This is a genomic window from Aquimarina litoralis, assembly GCF_039523995.1.
GTDB lineage: Bacteria > Bacteroidota > Bacteroidia > Flavobacteriales > Flavobacteriaceae > Aquimarina > Aquimarina litoralis.
In genome coordinates this window covers 370,472-390,681 of record NZ_BAAAGE010000003.1, presented here as the reverse complement: position 1 = coordinate 390,681, position 20,210 = coordinate 370,472, and the positions used below count along the sequence as shown (strand labels likewise).

Genomic DNA, 20,210 nt, shown 5'->3' with positions numbered 1-20,210 from the left:
TTACTATTTTTTTGCGATTCTAATAATCTTTCTTTTTCCTGATTTCAAAATGATATGAGCCATATATAATCCAGACTTTAAATTACCCAAGTCTATTTGATCTACCTCATTATCTATTGTATAAACCTTCTTGCCTAAAAAATCAAAAATATTTACACTACCAACCTTTTCTGATCCGGATTCTATATGAAGATAAGTTTTAAATGGATTGGGATATACTTGAATATTTGAGTCTTTAAAAATATCTCTAAAAGCAGGTTCAGGATTATCTTGTTCAGCATATCGACTAGCTGTTGAAAATACTAGCTTATCTACATTAAACGCGCTTCCCTTAGCATAAAACCTAATAATGTGTATTCCCCTATCCAACATTATAGTACGTCTTGTTAGATTTGTGTACTTGTTCCAGCCACCTGTGTTGGGAACATCATTAAAAACCACAACCGGATTACCATCTATCTCTAGCTGAAAGGACCCGGAATCCCTACCAGATGCAACACGAGCTCGAACATCATATAGTGATCTCTGAGTAATATTAACGCTATATTCTAACCATTCGCCAGCCTCTATCCAACCTATATTATGCCCGGCACCAGAAACACTAATATCTACTCTATCATTCCTATATGATCCCCCTTGATTTAATTGATCCTTATCGTAATAAGAAATGTTTTGTCCTCCCAAATCATAATTCTCCATCTCCACAACACCAGGAATAGCAATTATTTCCTTAAAAGGTTGTTGGTCTGAAGCAGAATCTATGCTAATCCTTATCTTATCTATATTAAAAGAACGACCCACAGCATAAAAACGAAGCACTTTTTCTCCGGGGGATAAGGTAATATTATTTAATGAAATTGTACGCCAAGAACTCCAGCCTCCTGTATTAGGAACTGAAATAGTAGATGTTCGAGAGCCACCAAAATCTAAATAAAATGATCCTGAATTAGTAGCTGAAGCAACGCGAGCTTCTATCTTATATAATCCTGACCTCTTCACATTAACAGTATATTCTAACCACTCTCCTTTCCTGATCCAACCAATGCCATATCCTCCATTTTCTGCAACATCAATATCAACACCATCATTTCTGTAATTTCCACCTAGGTTAGCAGCATCTGTATCATTGTACGACACACCTTTTCCACCTAGATCATAATTCTCCATCTCCACAACTCCGGGAACGGATATAGGCGTACCCAAGTACGGAGACTGAACTGCTGTATCATTGGTTACAGAAATAACTACTTCTGCAGAAGTAGTAAAAGCACCATCATTATCTATCGCCTTTGCACTTAAAACATATTGTCCAGAAGTATTAGAACGCCAAGTAATATTGAATGGAAATGTAGTATCTTCTCCAATCTTATTTCCATTAACATAAAAAACAACCTTATCTATAGTACCATCCGAGTCTGAAGCATTACAACGGATAATTATGTCTTCGCTTAAATTAAATGTAGAACCAGACGTTGGAGAAGTAATGGAAGCAGAAGGTGAAATATTCGGATCAATATCGGATGAAGTAGAAAACAAGGTAAAGAAGCCGTCATTACCATTAGCAGAATTATCGATAGCTGAAACAGTAGCGAGCTTTCTTCCTTTTTTTGAATTAATATACCCGCCCATTAATATCTTGTTACCTAAAAAATCAATTGAGTGTCCTCTACTTGAAAAATGTTCTGCTGACCTCGTTACTAATTCTCTAGTTTTGAAATCAGGGCTCATTACAAGTACAAAAGGTCCACCTGAATAACCTCCTGGCAAAGGGTCTAATGTTAATGGTAATCCGGAAGCACTAGTACCTGTCAAAAAAACACGACCTTCAGAATCTGCAGCTATATCTCCAAACTCAGGGTGAGCCGTATTCCCTCTACCAGAACTACTTCGAGCACAAAACTGCTGACCTTTTAAATATTTTCCTGTAGAAGCCTCATATCTCCCAAAAAAGGTTTTTTTCTCTGTACCTGTATTAGAAAAAACATGATATCTGTCCCCTCCTACAATATTTACTGTTTTATTTATATCAAAGGGATCGTGTCTAAAAATATGATTCCCTCCGTCTGCTGCAAATGACATATACAATTTACCATCTTTACCCATCTCACATCTAGCCCCTCTAGTATCAGCCATATTGTTTCGAGGTCTATTTATCCAATTAGCATTACCTCTTTTTCCATTCCAGTCGTAGCCAGTATATTTTAAGTTTCCATTATAAGACCAACCTCTATAAACCGAAACATCAACTGGGTTACTTCCTGATTGATCTGCAGCTCTGATATTCTTAAAACCAATTCCTATTATAGTTTTTGAAGTTTCATCAATACAAACGTCATTAGTATATTGTGATACTGAACCCCATTTACCAACTTGGCCCCATTGATTATCAAAAGAATAAATACTTGCTCCAGAAACCTTTTTATCATCATGAGGAGCATTACTTGTCAAAACAACAAATCTACCATTATTCCCAACATCTATTCTATGTACTCTTTTATCAAATTTCTTTGACCATAAAATTTTACTAGCATTTTTGTCTAATATTAATGCTTGCGAGTTTCCGTAAGCCGCTATATACAATCTTTCGCTACTATCTATGGATATGTCGGTTATATATGATGCTATCTTCGTAACAGACAGAACTCTCCTTCCGTCATTTGATAATCTAATAATAGCTCCAGAAGAATTTTCATTTGCTCCATTCAAAAATTTTGGGGTAATCCCGATAAAATTAGTGTTACTAATATTTGCCGCTAAAATAATAGTTCCGTCTTTCAAAAATTTAGTTCCATAAACCCGGTCATCATCTAAATCACCTCCAATAAAAGAAGACGATTGAATATTGGTTTGTCCCGAAACAAAATTTACCAAAATAAAAAGACACACTAACAAATTTAACGTAGTATAATTTTTCATAAGAATATTTTAAGTTGGTTAAAAATTTAATCTAAAATTATTTTAAATTAAATTTTACGGATTTATAAATATTGACTCTGTTTTATAAAAAAGAATATTATTTCATATTTATTTAAAAAATCATATCAGATAAAAGTATCTCGATCTGAAATAGTTTTACACTTAATTCTAAAGTGTAATGAAAAGATCTCCTAGAAAGAGACTATTTTTTGTCTTTTTAAATGGACTTTGTATAGTAGATCGAACTAAGATAGTTTATTCGTCCTTAGGCGTCATCCAATTATGACTTTCAGACAAGGCTATTAATAGAAATTGATTAAGAAAATTTAGGTGATCTTGATGGGAAACCTGACATCCTCCCGATGATAAGACATCATATTTCTGTTATTGTTCTATAGTGTGCTGAAAATTTATTCGAATTTTCTAGTTTTTTTATACCTTCATCACTGATGTCTGTATAGGCAATTTTCAAACATTCGAGATTTCTAAAAGAATCTGAGTTGATAAGGTAACTTACTCCTTTATCAGTCAGCCCTGTAAACGAAAACTCTAGATTAGTCAAACTTGGCAATGAATTTGATGAAGATAGATGTTTTAATCCTTCATCACTAATCTCACTGCTATCTAGATTTAAAGATTTCAAGTTCTTAAAATTTGCTGAACTGGATAAAACTTTTATGGCTTCGTCCGTTATTATTCCGTTGGTTGATAAATTTAATTCTTGTAGTTGATTTAAAAAGTTAGAATTTGCTAAAGCAATTAAACCTTTGTCGTCAATATTATTTTCTTTTAAATTTAGAGAAATTAAGCTACTTAACCCTTCGCAATTAGCCAACGCTTGAACTCCTTTATCACTAATATGGCAACATTCAAAACTTAATGAATTAATTTTTTCCAATGATTTACTTTGGGTAATTGTAATAACATCTTCATCGGTTATCGAATTATTATTTAATATTATATTTTTTAAATATGGTAAACTCTTAGAATTAAAAAGAGTGATTAATCCACTATTTCTTATTTTGTTTATTGAAATATCTAGAGTTTTAAGTTTTTTAAGTGATGTTGAATTTACTATAATTTCTATACCCTTATCACCAATATCATTGTCAGACAAGACAAGCTCTTCTAAGTTGGGAAGATCTGCATTTACAAGGTGTTTGAGCATATCTAAATCAAGTTGGCAACGTGAAAAATCAAGTTTGTTAACATTTTTCACATAGCTTGATTCTATTAGTTCTTCTAATTCATCTTGGTCAAATAAATAATCATCTAAATTGAGTGCGAATGGAAATTCCAATAAGCCTTCAGATGTCAAAGCTTTTAATTCTTCAATAACTTTTTCCTTAATATGAATGGAGCTTATATAACCAAAACGGAAATTTATTTCTTCAAATAATTCGAATTTTTCTACCCATTTTTTAAAATTTATCTCTAATAATTTCTTGAGCGCTTTTTTTTGTTTTTCTTGAGTCGGTCTATCTTCGGAATTAATCTTTTTCAATTCAGTTGTAATTATTTTACCCCTAAAACTTTTTTCCTTAGTTAAAGATAGACCATATTCTTTCCATAATTTTAAGTTATTATGTTGTTCTGTAAGTTGTTCAAAAATAATATTGCTCATAGTTTGGTTTTTTTATTTTTTGTTATGTATAGTTTGTTCTTGATTGCGTATAATTTCCTTTATACCAGAGCTATCAAAATTGCCTAGAATAACTTTATGTAAACCAGGAAAATAAATGTCAGCTGTTTTAAGACCTGTGAGAATGGTGTTTTGCATTAGCATTTTTGATATTGATCCATTTTTAAAATCAATTGCGGCTTTACATCTCACATCTCCAGTATCAAAGTCCATATCAAAAGTAATTGCACCTAATTCATAGTTTACCCTTAATAAGTATTCCGAAGCAATAGTCTTTTTATTATTAGGTATATTTATAGAGCTATCAATTAAAATAAAAAACTGAGCTATATCAGCCGAAATTACTGCGTTAAGTTCAACGCTCAAACTTGATAAATTACAATGGAGTTTACAAACCATTTCATTTTCATAAATATTGGGTTTCCAACCTAAATCAGTAAAAACTTCCTTTAATAGTTGGAAAGTTTCATTTTCAATTTTTGACATGATTAATCGTGTTTAACATCAATGTACATCTATTTTAATCCATTTTATTCATTAGAATATATAAAAGATGATTTGGATTGCTTATTTTACTAAATAATACTTCCATTCAAGAAGTTTTGAGGATAAGGTAAAATTACTTAATGAAATTGTACGCCAAGAACTCCAGCCTCCTGTATTAGGAACTGAAATAGTAGATGTTCGAGAGCCACCAAAATCTAAATAAAATGATCCTGAATTAGTAGCTGAAGCAACGCGAGCTTCTATCTTATATAATCCTGACCTCTTCACATCAACAGTATATTCTAACCACTCTCCTTTCCTGATCCAACCAATGCCATATCCTCCATTTTCTGCAACATCAATATCAACACCATCATTTCTGTAATTTCCACCTAGGTTAGCAGCATCTGTATCATTGTACGACACACCTTTTCCACCTAGATCATAATTCTCCATCTCCACAACTCCAGGAACGGATATAGGCGTACCCAAGTACGGAGACTGAACTGCTGTATCATTGGTTACAGAAATAACTACTTCTGCAGAAGTAGTAAAAGCACCATCATTATCTATCGCCTTTGCACTTAAAACATATTGTCCAGAAGTATTAGAACGCCAAGTAATATTGAATGGAAATGTAGTATCTTCTCCAATCTTATTTCCATTAACATAAAAAACAACCTTATCTATAGTACCATCCGAGTCTGAAGCATTACAACGGATAATTATGTCTTCGCTTAAATTAAATGTAGAACCAGACGTTGGAGAAGTAATGGAAGCAGAAGGTGAAATATTCGGATCAATATCGGATGAAGTAGAAAACAAGGTAAAGAAGCCGTCATTACCATTAGCAGAATTATCGATAGCTGAAACAGTAGCGAGCTTTCTTCCTTTTTTTGAATTAATATACCCGCCCATTAATATCTTGTTACCTAAAAAATCAATTGAGTGTCCTCTACTTGAAAAATGTTCTGCTGACCTCGTTACTAATTCTCTAGTTTTGAAATCAGGGCTCATTACAAGTACAAAAGGTCCACCTGAATAACCTCCTGGCAAAGGGTCTAATGTTAATGGTAATCCGGAAGCACTAGTACCTGTCAAAAAAACACGACCTTCAGAATCTGCAGCTATATCTCCAAACTCAGGGTGAGCCGTATTCCCTCTACCAGAACTACTTCGAGCACAAAACTGCTGACCTTTTAAATATTTTCCTGTAGAAGCCTCATATCTCCCAAAAAAGGTTTTTTTCTCTGTACCTGTATTAGAAAAAACATGATATCTGTCCCCTCCTACAATATTTACTGTTTTATTTATATCAAAGGGATCGTGTCTAAAAATATGATTCCCTCCGTCTGCTGCAAATGACATATACAATTTACCATCTTTACCCATCTCACATCTAGCCCCTCTAGTATCAGCCATATTGTTTCGAGGTCTATTTATCCAATTAGCATTACCTCTTTTTCCATTCCAGTCGTAGCCAGTATATTTTAAGTTTCCATTATAAGACCAACCTCTATAAACCGAAACATCAACTGGGTTACTTCCTGATTGATCTGCAGCTCTGATATTCTTAAAACCAATTCCTATTATAGTTTTTGAAGTTTCATCAATACAAACGTCATTAGTATATTGTGATACTGAACCCCATTTACCAACTTGGCCCCATTGATTATCAAAAGAATAAATACTTGCTCCAGAAACCTTTTTATCATCATGAGGAGCATTACTTGTCAAAACAACAAATCTACCATTATTCCCAACATCTATTCTATGTACTCTTTTATCAAATTTCTTTGACCATAAAATTTTACTAGCATTTTTGTCTAATATTAATGCTTGCGAGTTTCCGTAAGCCGCTATATACAATCTTTCGCTACTATCTATGGATATGTCGGTTATATATGATGCTATCTTCGTAACAGACAGAACTCTCCTTCCGTCATTTGATAATCTAATAATAGCTCCAGAAGAATTTTCATTTGCTCCATTCAAAAATTTTGGGGTAATCCCGATAAAATTAGTGTTACTAATATTTGCTGCTAAAATAATAGTTCCGTCTTTCAAAAATTTACTTCCATAAACCCGGTCATCATCTAAATCACCTCCAATAAAAGAAGACGATTGAATATTGGTTTGTCCCGAAACAAAATTTGCCAAAATAAAAAGACACACTAACAAATTTAACGTAGTATAATTTTTCAAAAGAATATTTTAAGTTGGTTAAAAATTTAATGTAAAATTATTTTAAATTAAATTTTGCGGATTTATAAATATTGACTCTGTTTTATAAAAAAGAATATTATTTCATATTTATTTAAAAAATCATATCAGATAAAAGTATCTCGATCTGAAATAGTTTTACACTTAATTCTAAAGTGTAATGAAAAGATCACCTAGAAAGAGACTATTTTTTGTCTTTTTAAATGGACTTTGTATAGTAGATCGAACTAAGATAGTTTATTCGTCCTTAGGCGTCATCCAATTATGAAAATTTAGGTGACTTTGATAGAAAACCCAAGTTATAAATCAATGTACAACAGCCTATACTAAAGTATTTTGTAATAGGAAAAATTTTCAAGGCAACAGCTTATGTATCATTCTTGCGGGAGATTGCAATACTGAAGTTATTAGTATCAAAATTATAATTAAGAATAATATTATTGTAGTGGAGTTGCAGGATGTGATCCGTATCAAAATGCCATAATTGAAAGAATCGATAGATTCTTAAAAAAGGATTTTTAAGCACTACTAAATAATAGAGCACAATAAGTATAAGAAAATTATACTCTTACTTAATAATACCGAAATACAACATTTGTCACCTAGGATATTGACTCCAAAGAAAATTAATAGGTAAGATAGGTATAAATCAAATCTTACTAAACTAAACACTAAAGAGTTGCTACTCTTTAGTGTTTAAATTATAGTTTTAACTAATCCAAAAACCACAAGGATTTCTTATATTTCGCTAAAATGATTTTGTTACCTACATCTATAAGAGCAATACGGCTGGTTTAGTGCAGCAGAAACTGCGCATCTAATTAATCCTCTAACACAAGCAGCGTAATTTTGAGAATAACAACTAACTAATGTAAAACCACAAGCTATTTTTTCTCTAGTTGACATTCTATTAATCACACAGGTAAAAATACAAAATGCTCTTGCTGCCTCTGGACTCAGTTGAACTCTTTTCTGCATATTCATTCTATTATTACTAAAGGTTTGTTTAGCGACTAACGTACCGTTTAAATCATAATAGTTATATTCAGCATCCAAGACTATCCCTTCAGCTTCAAGTTGTTTATCACTTTTACTGGTGTCAAAAGTATAATTAAGTTCTCTTGCTTTCTGGATAAAGGAATTTGAATATTTTATACCAATTACTTGAAAATCTAAACTCTCAGTCTCACTGTCATAATATGCAAATAATCCTTTAGACTCAGTACTTTTAGTATTTATGGGTATTGTTATGATAGCACCTTGCTCTACTCCGTTTTCGTATATTCTATCTACTGCCATTTCATCTGTTACTAAATACCCCCCATGCAAATTTCCGTTAAAATTAATTACTTCGTTAGAAGTTAAAATTTTATTTTCTAGAACTTCTGAAGAATCTTCTTGTATTTCTTCTTGTCTATCACAAGCAAAGATAGTAGCAATTGTAAGGATCAAAACTAGCAAATTTGTTTTCTTAAATCTTTTCATAATAAAAAATTTTAAAATTTATTCTTAACAAATTTAAATATTCAACTATGAATTTAGTTTAATAAAAATGCTAGCTTTTTTCTATTTTTGTTTATTTTTAAAAAAAAAAAAATAAACAATCCTATTTTTTAAGCTTATAGAATTTTGTTCTTACTATATTTTTCCCATAAGAAACTTTAAGGAAGTATAGACCATCTTTCAAATTTGAAACATCTATTTTATGATCTGTCTTATCAATGATACATTTTTTACTAAAAAGAGTTTTACCATTTATATCTAAGATTTTTACAGTAGCTAATGATTCGTTATTGTCAGGAAATTCTTGGAATTCTACATTCAACATATCAGAAACAGGATTAGGGAAGATTTTCATTGATAAACCTGATGAATATATTGTGGTATTAATTTGATTTCTATTACTCAAATCATATTGAATATATCCGTTACAATGTAACCACTCAGATTTTTTTCCTCCACAGCGTCTAGAATCTTTGTTCCATGAACCAGTATTTTTTATTTGTTCCTCAGATTCATACTTTTCACCATCAACTTCTAAATAATCGACTCGAAGATTTTTATTTCTTCCATTTGGTAAAAATCCGTCGTTCACAAAATGAACTCTTAATTTTTCAACAGACTCAACATTAAAAGAATATTCTTTAAAGTTTCTAGTTGCTTGAATTCTATTTCCAATCTTTTGATCATTTGCATAAACCTGAAACCTTTCTTCACCAGTAGAACCAGCTACTCTAAAAGTTACTTTTTTACTAATAACTGAATTAACAAACTTAAACTTATCAACATTAAAGTTTCCACCTATTATTTCAAATCTAAGTACATTATTAAAAGACTCGTTCAAATTTATTCCCTTAACTATAAATTTTTTATAAACCTGCCATCCTCCCGTGTTCTTTATATCAAATAATCCAAGAGTTCTATTATCTAATATTACCTTGATTTTACCAGGATTAGAATGCCCAGAAGCAGCATCAATTATCAAGTCATACTTTCCTTTTTTGACATCCACAGAATATTCTAACCATTCATTATTATTAATCCATCCTATATTATGCCCTGAATGATTACTTTCAATGTCTACTTGAGTATTTCTATACTTTCCACCATTATTGGCTTCATCAACATCATAATATGAAACACCCTGTCCTCCTATATCAAAATTTTCAAATTCTACTTTGGATTGGTTTCTAATTACCCAATTTTCTCCACGATTACCAAATGTTCTTTGGTTACCATTCTCTGATCCAGATAAATTGCCGACAAATGCACCTCTTCCTCCTGTACCCAAATAAATCTTCCCGTACTGATTTTTGCTAGCATCCATTGTTTTTATTAAACCCATCGGTAATCTGTTGGATGAATTCAATGAAGTCCAATCTGAATTATTGTTTTGAAGTTGATATAAATCCATTTTTCCGTCAACTTCTCCTACTGCATACAAAATATGATTACCCCCGTTACTGGAATTTTTACCAAACGCAAAGTTTGTACAATTTTGAATCCCAGACTGAACTGTCCAATTTTGCCCTTTATCTACAGATTTATATAATAAGCCTCCATCTTTATTTATAAAGTAAAGGTTTCCATTAGATGGGTTTGCCTTAAGTATTACACGATAATAATCGACAGGAACATTTCCAACGATCATCCAATTTTCTCCTCCATCGGTGCTTCTATATATATTCCTCCTATCGTATAGATAAAAAATATTACCATTTAAGGGATCCGCGATTAAACTTTGACTACCAAACCAGAATTGTCTTAAGGATTCTACTCTTTTAGGCAGACCTTTGCTTTTTTTCCAAGTTTTACCCTGATTTTTTGTATAATGAACATCTACTTGCCATTTATCTGAGACAAGCCCCAAATTTGATTGACTCATCGGAGCCCAGACCAAGATATTTGGATTTTTTGATGAAAATGCAATATTTCCGTTCTGCATATTTTTAGGAATAGACTCAAATGGTTTCCAAGTCTTACCTCCATCAGTAGAAATTCCTGTTCTTGATTCTAATGATCCATACTGAGTACTGCCAACATATGCAATGTTATTGGGTTTTGACGTGCAATATGTCGTATGACTCATTACCCCAAATTCATCCTCATAAAACTTACTATCAGGAACTTGATTAAATTTGGTTAATGGCATCCCTATCATATCAGCTACTCCCAATATCAATTCTTTATCCTGATTCGGAGGTGCAGTTAGTGAAATACATACAAATTCTTCTAAGTTTTTGTTTACAACTTTCCAGCTAGGGTTATTTTCTCTAAAATTATTGGTTTGATATACTGCAAAGCCTGTAGTTAACCACGCTCTATTAGAAATTACAGGATCTATCATTATTTGTCCTGCATTTGTAAAACTACTCCATGAAGGGTAATATGCCGGAGTGGTTACATATTTAGAATCAAAAGGAAGTGCTTTCCAGGTTCTCCCTCCATCGGTACTATGATGAATCCCATTTCTAGTTCCAAAATCCCATTGAAATGTTATAACATCGTTTTCATTCTTTGGGTTAACCGAAATTCCAGCAAAACCTTTATTAATTCTTACTTCGGGAGTAATATCAAAAAGAGTTCCTGTTCCATTATATTTATAAACTTTTCCTTCACTATTAGAAGCTGGTCCTGTTGCATAAGTAATGTATAATACTCCAGAGTTTGAAACCGTTCCTCTTATAGGTTTAAACCTTATATCTGGTCCTCCTTTTATTAAGTTCCAATCAACGCCCCTATTAATGGTTTTATAGACCCCATGTCCTTGAATACCAACATAGGCAACCTTTGGATTGTTCGGGTGTATCACAGAAAATGACTGGCCAGCATCTACCCCAAATGGCAGTTTGTCATTTGTGACCTGAGTCCAGCTATTGCCTCCATTAGTAGATCTCCAAAGACCATCTCTAATGGATGAAAATAGCAGGAAATTTCCAAGAGCACTTAATCTTTCTCCGGTTTGTCTCCATCTACCATTACCTTCTACATATACATTTAAGGGCAAAGGTTTCCAGTTTTTCCCAAAATCTATTGATTTATATAAAACACCCCGCTCTTTATGCCCTACATTAGCATATACTATATTTTTATTTCTTCTATCTAGAGAAATACTTGAAATATTATTACCTATATTTTTACCATCCATTAACGGTATCCATTCATTGGTAGAATTCTTCCATCTAAACACACCTCCAACATCAGTTTTAGCATAAATAATGTTTGCATGCTCAGGATGCGCTTCTATACCTGTAACAAATCCCATCCCCTGCAAATTGACATTTTCCCATTTCCAATTCTGGGAAAACCCTAGTTGAATATATATTAAAATTATTAATACCGAAAATAAATAGTTTTTCATGATTCAATAGTTTTAGTTGATTAATAAATTTATGTTTATGCTGAATTGCTAGGGATTCGTAGTGCCGAGTATACTGTTAGAAGCAAAAATTGTATAATTGAAGTGGTATCATCTTAAGAATTTAGATGCTGCCTTCGATACTCCTCTGCTGTAACTTCTACTATTTTTAAAAAATTAACTGAAAAACTTGAATGACTTTGAAAACCAAGATCATACGCTATATTAGAAATAGGTAAGTCAGTTTCTGTCAGGTAAGTCTTTGCTCTATCAATTTTGGAGTGCAAAATATATTGGTAAGGTGTTATACCAACATATTTTTTGAAGTTTCTTATGAAATGGTGAAACTGCCACTCTGTTAAATCTGCTAATTCTTCAATCGAAATTTTCTTATCAAGATTCTCAGAAATATATTCTGTAACAACCCTTAATTTAAATGGAACATCACTTTTGAGAGTTGAGGAATTTCTTATAGGATCTATTTTTCTATGCTGATGATTATGAAATGTAATATCAATTAAAGACATAACAGATTCAGGTTTAAAAGGTTTTACAATAAAACCCATTGGTCTAGTTATTTTCACATTATCCACCGTTACCTGATCAGTAAGAGAAGTTATGAAAATATAAGGAACGGTATCTTTTTTTAGTAAATGCTTGGCTACCTCAGTACCGTCTTCAAGACCATCTAAATTAATATCAATTAGAACCAAGTCTGGTTCATTATTATCTATACTATGTATAGCATCCTTTACATTGGTACAAATCTGCAAAGGTTCCCAACCTTTCTTCTTTATTATTCTTTCTAAGTCAGTTGCTATTATTAATTCATCTTCAACAATAAGTATTTTTTTTTTTTTCATAGGATAAATTTTAAAAAATAATTTCTGCCCTAGTTCCCGAAACACTAGAGAAATTAATCTTACCCTTAATCTGTCTCACTAACAAATTGACCAAACGTAAGCCATATGATTCCTGTTCCGTATCAGATTTTGAAAAACCAGGACCATCGTCTGAAACTGTAATTTTGGTTTTCCCGTCTTCAGTTTTTTCGGACAATATTTCAATCTTTCCTTCTTTAGTTTCAAGGAATGCATATTTCATTGAATTATGAACTAGTTCATTAATTATTATACCTAAAGGTATTGCTACATCAATATCGTAAAACTCATCGTCAGAAGATATAATAAATTTTATATCAGAATCAGTGAAATCAAATGAAGATTTAATCGCTTCCATTAAACCTGATAGATACTGTTTAAAATTAACATTATCAATATCCTTACCTTTATATAGTATTTGATGAACTAGTGACATTGACAAAATTCTATCTTGACTTCGAGAAACAAAATCATTCACCATATAATTATTGTAGTTTTCCGCTTGGAGATTAAGCATGCTGGAAACTAATTGTAAATTATTTTTTACTCTGTGAAAAATCTCTTTCAATAAAACTTCTTTGTCTTTTATCGATCGCTCTAATTCTTTTCCTCTTCTGATTAAATTCTGGTTTTTGATTTCTATTTCATCATTTTTTTTCTGAAGAACTCTGTTATTTTTTCTTTTAAGCAGATATCGATATATAATTATTAGAAGAATGCAGAAAGAGAAAGACACGGCAACCATTAAAACAAACGTTTGCAACTTCTGTTTGGCTAAACTTAACTCCTTTGCGTTGTTCTCATTATTTAATGATTCAATTTCTTTTTCTTTCTCTAAGGTTGCAAATTGAACTTGTAGTTCTTTAATTTTATCAGAATTTTTTATATTACTTAAGCTATCTTTTATTCTTATAGCTTCTTTATAACTTATTAATGATGCTTTATAATCCTTACCAATAGAGTCTATTTTTGCTAATAAATGAAACGCATATGCCTTTTGGTCATCATATCCATTTTCCTTGATGATACTAAAAGTAGAGTTTAAAAAAACCTTTGCACTGTCAAGCTTATTTTCTAATAGATAACTGTTTGATAGATCTTGTAGAATTAAAAGTTTTAAATAATCATTTTTTGTATCATTAACAATATCCAATGCTCTGTAGGAATTTAATTTTGAAGAATCTATTTGATTCTTTAATTGATAATAATAACCAATGTTATAAAAGCTCGCCGCCTTTGCATTCAACATATTAGTTGATCGAATTTCATACCCTGTTACTTTACTAAAGGCCTGAAAAGCTTTCTCCTGTTCTCCTAATTCTTGAAAATTTACACCCATATTATAATAACAGGACGCGACCAAGTCTGGGTTTTCATTATTTCCGAGTCTTAATGCCTTTTTTAAATACTCATTGCTTTGTTCAAATTGAGAGCTATTTTGAAATTCTATAGCTATGTTGTTATATAACCTAGGGATACCTGAAAGATTATTATTTTCTCTGATTTCTAATGAAGTTAAATAGTTCTCTAAAGCTAGCTCGTGCTCACCCTTTATACTTTGCAATATTCCCATTTCTTCATAAAAAAAACTGGAAATAGTATCATTTTTAACTTTTAATGCGTTTCCTTTTATTTTATTTATATAGAATTCCGCAGAATCAATTTTCATAAACTCAGAAAAATATGATGCGACACGGGTATTTGCGTCAACAGAATGCTCTGTATCAATTTTATTAGATACGCTTAAGAGTTCTTTTAATACTTCTAACCTCTTTTTTATATTATTATTCTTTCTATGAATGTCTTGTAATAGAACAAAGCTTCTATATTTTAGTCGATTATCTTTTGAACTAAGAAGAACCGAATCCAAATATAATTTCGAGAGATCATTGTTCCCAATATAATAGTAATTCTGGGCAATTTTATACGTCAAAGAATTCTTTACCTCGACGTTAGCATTATTTTTTATCTGTAAGAGCAGACTATCAATAGTTTTTTGATACTCATATTCTTGAGCGACAAGATTTTTCTTATTTAAAAAGAGTATAATCAGTAAGCAACAAAAATTTCTCATTTCTTAAGAATTAAACATTTCGTAACACATTGATTTTATTACACTTCTGGATTTATACAAAATTGGTTTTCTATAATTTACGAATAAATAATGACAAACAATAAACTAACCAGTTATTTGCCAAGGAAAAAACTCAATAAATTTTGTTTAAATTTATATTATTTACTAAAAACCTATTTATTAAAAAAAGCCACCATTTTAAAAAAAATGATGGCTATAATTATTTCCAGTCTATTGCTTAATAATCGTCAGTATAGAAGCTAGGAATTCTAAACTCTTCAAAATAATTTATGAAATAGCTCAATTCCTGTATACCATACCTACTAGGCTTTATAAAACCATTTATCAACAATAATGGAGTTGATTTTAACACCTCATTATTAAAACACCAATCATAGTTACTCTTATGAATATCATTAAAATTGTATTTTATGTCATTCCCAACTTCTCCCAGTATTTTCATACTGTTATCAGAAAACCATTTTTTCTGTTTTAGTATTGCTTCTTGCTCACCTTCAGTCTTATAGCAATAGATAAAGGAATCTACAACTTTTTCATCAATATCTTTTCCCTCTGTATTAATATTAGCAATAAGATATACGATAGATAACCTAAACTTTCTTGGATTATTATCAAGAAGTTTTACACACTCTTGTAAATAGTAACCGCTTAGGGTTTGATTAAAACTTAGTACCAATGTTAATTCCACCTTAGCATTTCTGTTTCCAAACCTCATAGGCTTCAATCCTCTTGTGGAAAACAAACCGTTTTGTGTTAACAAATATTTCTGAATTATTGGATCCTTTTTCAATAACACATAATCCTCAACTGACTTATTTAGAGAATTATAATTATTATAACAATATTTAGCTATTCCATAAACTAATAGGCTTAGTGAGTATAAGGCCAAAAAGTTGATTAGAAAATTAATTTCGAATTTGATTAAAACTAAATTGCCCGAAAGAATAGCACATACCTGAAAGAAAAGAAAAGTAGAAGCTATAAAGAATAAAAAATCTCTTCTTATTTGAAAAAGTTTACCAATTTTATAGTACATTACCAAGGACATTAGCAGATTAAATAAAACTAAAAAAGTTATAATTTTTAAATTCTGATGATAGAATAAAAGTAATATTCCGACAATTAGGTGATTGATCAAAATATCATAATAACTATATATAAAAAAATCTTTCTCAAAAGTTTCTTCTCTAGAGATGAAACCCTTCCTTCTTACCTTTAATTTTGAGTTAAAAAATAAAAATAATCCGAAAGAGATAATAAGTGCCAATGACAATATTGTTAATTGTAATTTAAAAAAATATTCCACAATAACTTAGTTTTAAAATCTAGTAAATTTCTGTCCCCAGAGATTACTTAAACAAAAAATAAGTTTAACACTACTTAGAATGAAATTTTCTTTCCAGAAAAATAACATTAATCAGCACAAGATCTGAGAAACACGCTTTTAAATATTTGAGAATATTTCAACCTCAACAATGCTAAATTACTCAAAGAAAACCCCAAACTTTTAAAAGTCTACCTTGGATTTCTTATCAGTAGATGCTATTATTTAATTCTAGCGCAAAATGTCTCTTTGAATCAAAAAAACCAAAGACAAACTAAAACTTTTACTTTTATATTTTTATTTCTTGAAGCAAGAAAACTTCTAACAATTAAAATATAAAAAAAGCTATTAAATTCCCCATAATTTAGTCTCCGTTATTTATAATTGTTTAGTAACTCTACTAAATTAATATCTAAACAGAATATTCTTTTTATAAAAAATGACAAAAGATTTTAAAAATTGATTTTTTAACAATTGTTATAAGACGTTATTTATTAACTCGGTATGAACTCGGTAAAACTGCCAGCTGATTTATTTACTAACTCAGACCGCCATCTCAAAACCTTTGAAGAGTTTAACAAATTCGATTTTACATATCTAACAGAGTAATTTTTTTAATATGTAACATAACAATTACTATTTAACTTTATTTATTCTAAGGTAAATGCCTTAAAAACTCTCACAAAATTCTTCTTTATTATTGTTTTGATAGATTTTTCTTACAAAGTCAGTTACCAAGAATAGATAACTGACTTTAATTTCTTACTGTTTTTTAATTAGTTTAATGGATTCTCCATTCTCAAATTTTAGAATATAAACACCATTTTTCAATTCTTTCGTTTCTATATTAGTAAGATTATCCTTAAAAACAAATTCCCTTACTATCCTACCAGAAAGCTCTATCAATTTTGCTCTTTGACCGACGTAATCAGATTTGATTCTAAGGCTATTAATGAATGGATTGGGAAAAACTGTATTCTTAGTTTCTTCTTTGATGCTTTTTTCTTTTTTAGACCCTTTTTTAGTATCTAAAATCTTTTTTGACCAAGAACCAGCTCCTCTAGTAGCACAGATATAATAACTCTCATTGTTTAGAGTTTCTATTTTGGCTTCCTCTACTCTACTTAAATACATTGATTTCTCATTAAAACCAGTCCAATCTTCCCATTTTGAAAAGTTTCCGTTAGAGTCAATATCTAGTTTAAAAAAACCTAATCCTCTTCTTTTATTAAAAATTGATAAGGCTACTATAATATGTTTTTTATTGGCTACTAATCCCTGAAATTGATATAGTTCCTGATTATCTAAATAAGAAGCAGGTCTTAAATCCTCCAAAACTGTCTCAACAGATAAATCTAATTTTTCCCATCTATCGACATCATTCCAATACCTTTTTAAATCTCTATTTAAATATAATTGCGTAACCTTTTTATCACTAAATGATAGGCCATCAGATCCTCTTTTTTGTTCAACTCTAGCAATCACACCCCAAGTTTTTCCATCCGTCCCTACAAAAGATGTAAAATCTGACATTTTATATCCAATATTTGGATTTGGTATCCTATTTCTATCATTTTTAGGGTCTGTAATAAATTTAGAAGGATTCCACTGTTCAAAAATATAATTCCCATTATTCATTCTTTCACCTCTAACCAATGATCTCGATCTCGATGCCATTGTCCATATAAATTTTTCATTTGTAGGGTCAACAGCAAGTCTTGTAAAATCTTCCTGATCATAAAAATTCGAATCCGGGCTTATTTTTTTCCATTTAAATGATGAGTTACCGTCATACAATTTTTGAAAGTCTTCTGTCATGTAGATTCCACCATTTAAAGCACCATCATAACCCTTATTATTTCTAAATCGTTTTTCTCCAGCAAGAGATAAAAAAACGCGCTTACTATTATGTGGAGATTGAACTATTTCTCGCAATCTTCTTTGTGGCAGATCATTATATCCATTAAAGTTGGGGTTCTCATTGGGTAATGAACTTCTACTAGTTCCACCGCCAATTTTAACCCATTTATCCTCTTGGCTTAACTCATTAATCTCTCTCCCTCTATGTCTATATGCGAACAAAATTCCTTTATCTTTTGGCGGCGCTCCGAAACCAAATCTCGCATCTAAAACGACGTAGGTATCTCCCTTGATATCTAAGACGGCCCCTCCTGTAGAATTGGTGATTTTTCCTTTTCTAATTTTAGGAAAACCTTCAATGGTCCACGATCTTCCAGAGTCAAATGAATGCATTGGCCCGTGATCTGGCCCTAATTGAATCATATAATTCTTATGTTGATCTATATCTTGAACTACGGTGTTTGTAACTCCTACATTAGAATATGTATGATTATAATCATCATTAGTATTTTGTATAGTATAGATATTTTTCCAACTGTTACTAGAATATGGGAAGTCTGCTATACTTGCATTACCAAGAAAAAGATTTTGTCCTCCTGTAAGTGCTATTAGTTTTCTTGATCTAAGGCTAGTTTTGGGCGCATATTCATAGCCTCTAACTACCAGACCCCTATCTTCCCAGCCAATGTTAAAGGAAAAATTTCTTCCATTGCTATTAGGACCATAACTTTGATTAAAGTTTCTATCAATTATTTTATTCCATCTTGTTTGCCCAACTATATTATCGTTTCTTACATTTATCGTTGCTTCCCAGAGACCTTGACGCTGTAAACCACCAAATGTATCGTAACTCACTCCACACATAATCTTATAAGATTTTTTTTGATTGGTATGCGGGCTCACAACTGGTTCTCCCCATGGAGCAAATTCAGCAACAGGAAACTGAGTATTATTTTCCATATCTATAGATATTTTTTGCCATCTAGGATTATTATTGTTTATATCTCTAGTCTTTATTGTAAAAACATTCCAAGTAGGAAATTTGTCTTGTGTTAACGATCCATCTCTATTTAATCTTTTTTTTGACTCTGTTTGATAAGATGCAAAGATTCTTTTACCATCTTGACTTAGTGAAAGACCTGTACACCCACCCTCAGATTTAGATTGTGAATTTACTCCATTACCTACTCTTGGGAGTGCTTGATTAGGATTTTTAATTCTTGAAAAATTATATTCTCCATTTCTCTGGCGTTTTCCTACATATACACCAGAAGCAGCACCTAAATAAATATTTCCATTATCGGCTATATATGCACTATAAACCTGTTTATATCCTTCTTGATCCTCATATTGAACTTCTTCAAAAGATTCACCACCATTAGTTGATATAAAAATGGATCTTCTACCTACTGGTGAATAAACTGGTTTAACTGGATTAATGTTTGGTCCTTTTACTTGGCTATCCTTATTATTCCAGCTTTCTGCTAATACTATGATACGATTTCGCAGACCTCCTTGAGAACTTAGTGCTATGGTACCTATAGGTCTCCCCCGAGTTTCTTCTATAAAACTCCAATTACCACCATCATCGTCAGAATAATGCGCTCCATAGATTCCACCATGAAAAACCCTTTTGATACCTCTACTCGTTTTAACTTTAAATGAAAAAGCATGTTTTAGCGTTTCTCCTTTATACTCCCAATTTATATCATTAATATTAGTTTGATAAATACCATCAACATCACTGCACAACCATAATTTGTTAGGATTGTTCTGATCAAAATGAATATCTTGGAAAGCTCCACCCCCGCCATTACTAATTTGATTCCATTGTGCATGAATACTTATTGTGATGGTTAATAAAAGTTTTAATAATAAAAATTTATTGTTCATTTTCATTTTTTAAGGTTTTAAAAGTTATAAAT

Annotated in this window: 10 protein-coding genes; all 10 read right to left on the bottom strand. The window is 31.1% G+C overall.

The genetic code is table 11. The features are described from left to right. Positions 1 to 3 precede the first annotated feature (3 nt). On the bottom strand, positions 4 to 2,916 hold the full coding sequence (locus tag ABD077_RS16135; RefSeq protein WP_343913282.1) for a carbohydrate-binding protein: 2,913 nt from the start codon (positions 2,914 to 2,916) through the stop codon (positions 4 to 6). A 373-nt stretch (positions 2,917 to 3,289) separates the two neighbouring features. Continuing rightward, positions 3,290 to 4,540, bottom strand: coding sequence for a leucine-rich repeat domain-containing protein (locus ABD077_RS16130; protein WP_343913281.1), 1,251 nt, complete (start codon positions 4,538 to 4,540; stop codon positions 3,290 to 3,292). 12 nt (positions 4,541 to 4,552) lie between these two features. Then, positions 4,553 to 5,044 (bottom strand): type III secretion system chaperone family protein, encoded by a 492-nt coding sequence (locus tag ABD077_RS16125; RefSeq protein ID WP_343913280.1) that lies wholly within the window; start codon positions 5,042 to 5,044, stop codon positions 4,553 to 4,555. 81 nt (positions 5,045 to 5,125) lie between these two features. Further along, positions 5,126 to 7,249 carry an Ig-like domain-containing protein gene (locus ABD077_RS16120; protein WP_343913279.1) on the bottom strand — a complete coding sequence of 708 codons (2,124 nt, stop codon included), beginning with the start codon at positions 7,247 to 7,249 and terminating at the stop codon, positions 5,126 to 5,128. A gap of 780 nt (positions 7,250 to 8,029) precedes the next feature. Continuing rightward, on the bottom strand, positions 8,030 to 8,752 hold the full coding sequence (locus ABD077_RS16115) for a hypothetical protein (protein WP_343913278.1): 723 nt from the start codon (positions 8,750 to 8,752) through the stop codon (positions 8,030 to 8,032). Between the two features lie 121 nt (positions 8,753 to 8,873). After that, on the bottom strand, positions 8,874 to 12,128 hold the full coding sequence (locus ABD077_RS16110) for a T9SS type A sorting domain-containing protein (RefSeq protein ID WP_343913277.1): 3,255 nt from the start codon (positions 12,126 to 12,128) through the stop codon (positions 8,874 to 8,876). Between the two features lie 113 nt (positions 12,129 to 12,241). Next, entirely contained in the window at positions 12,242 to 12,988 is a 747-nt protein-coding gene (locus ABD077_RS16105) for a helix-turn-helix domain-containing protein (protein ID WP_343913276.1), read from the bottom strand. Positions 12,989 to 12,998: 10 nt separating this feature from the next. Then, positions 12,999 to 15,080 (bottom strand): histidine kinase dimerization/phosphoacceptor domain -containing protein, encoded by a 2,082-nt coding sequence (locus ABD077_RS16100; protein ID WP_343913275.1) that lies wholly within the window; start codon positions 15,078 to 15,080, stop codon positions 12,999 to 13,001. Positions 15,081 to 15,318: 238 nt separating this feature from the next. Next, the gene (locus ABD077_RS16095) at positions 15,319 to 16,137 is read right to left on the bottom strand and encodes a hypothetical protein (protein WP_343913274.1); all 819 of its coding nucleotides are present in this window, start codon (positions 16,135 to 16,137) and stop codon (positions 15,319 to 15,321) included. A gap of 1,050 nt (positions 16,138 to 17,187) precedes the next feature. After that, a complete protein-coding gene (locus ABD077_RS16090) occupies positions 17,188 to 20,178 on the bottom strand; it encodes a T9SS type A sorting domain-containing protein (RefSeq protein ID WP_343913273.1) in 2,991 nt (996 codons plus the stop codon). Between the last annotated feature and the right edge of the window lie 32 nt (positions 20,179 to 20,210).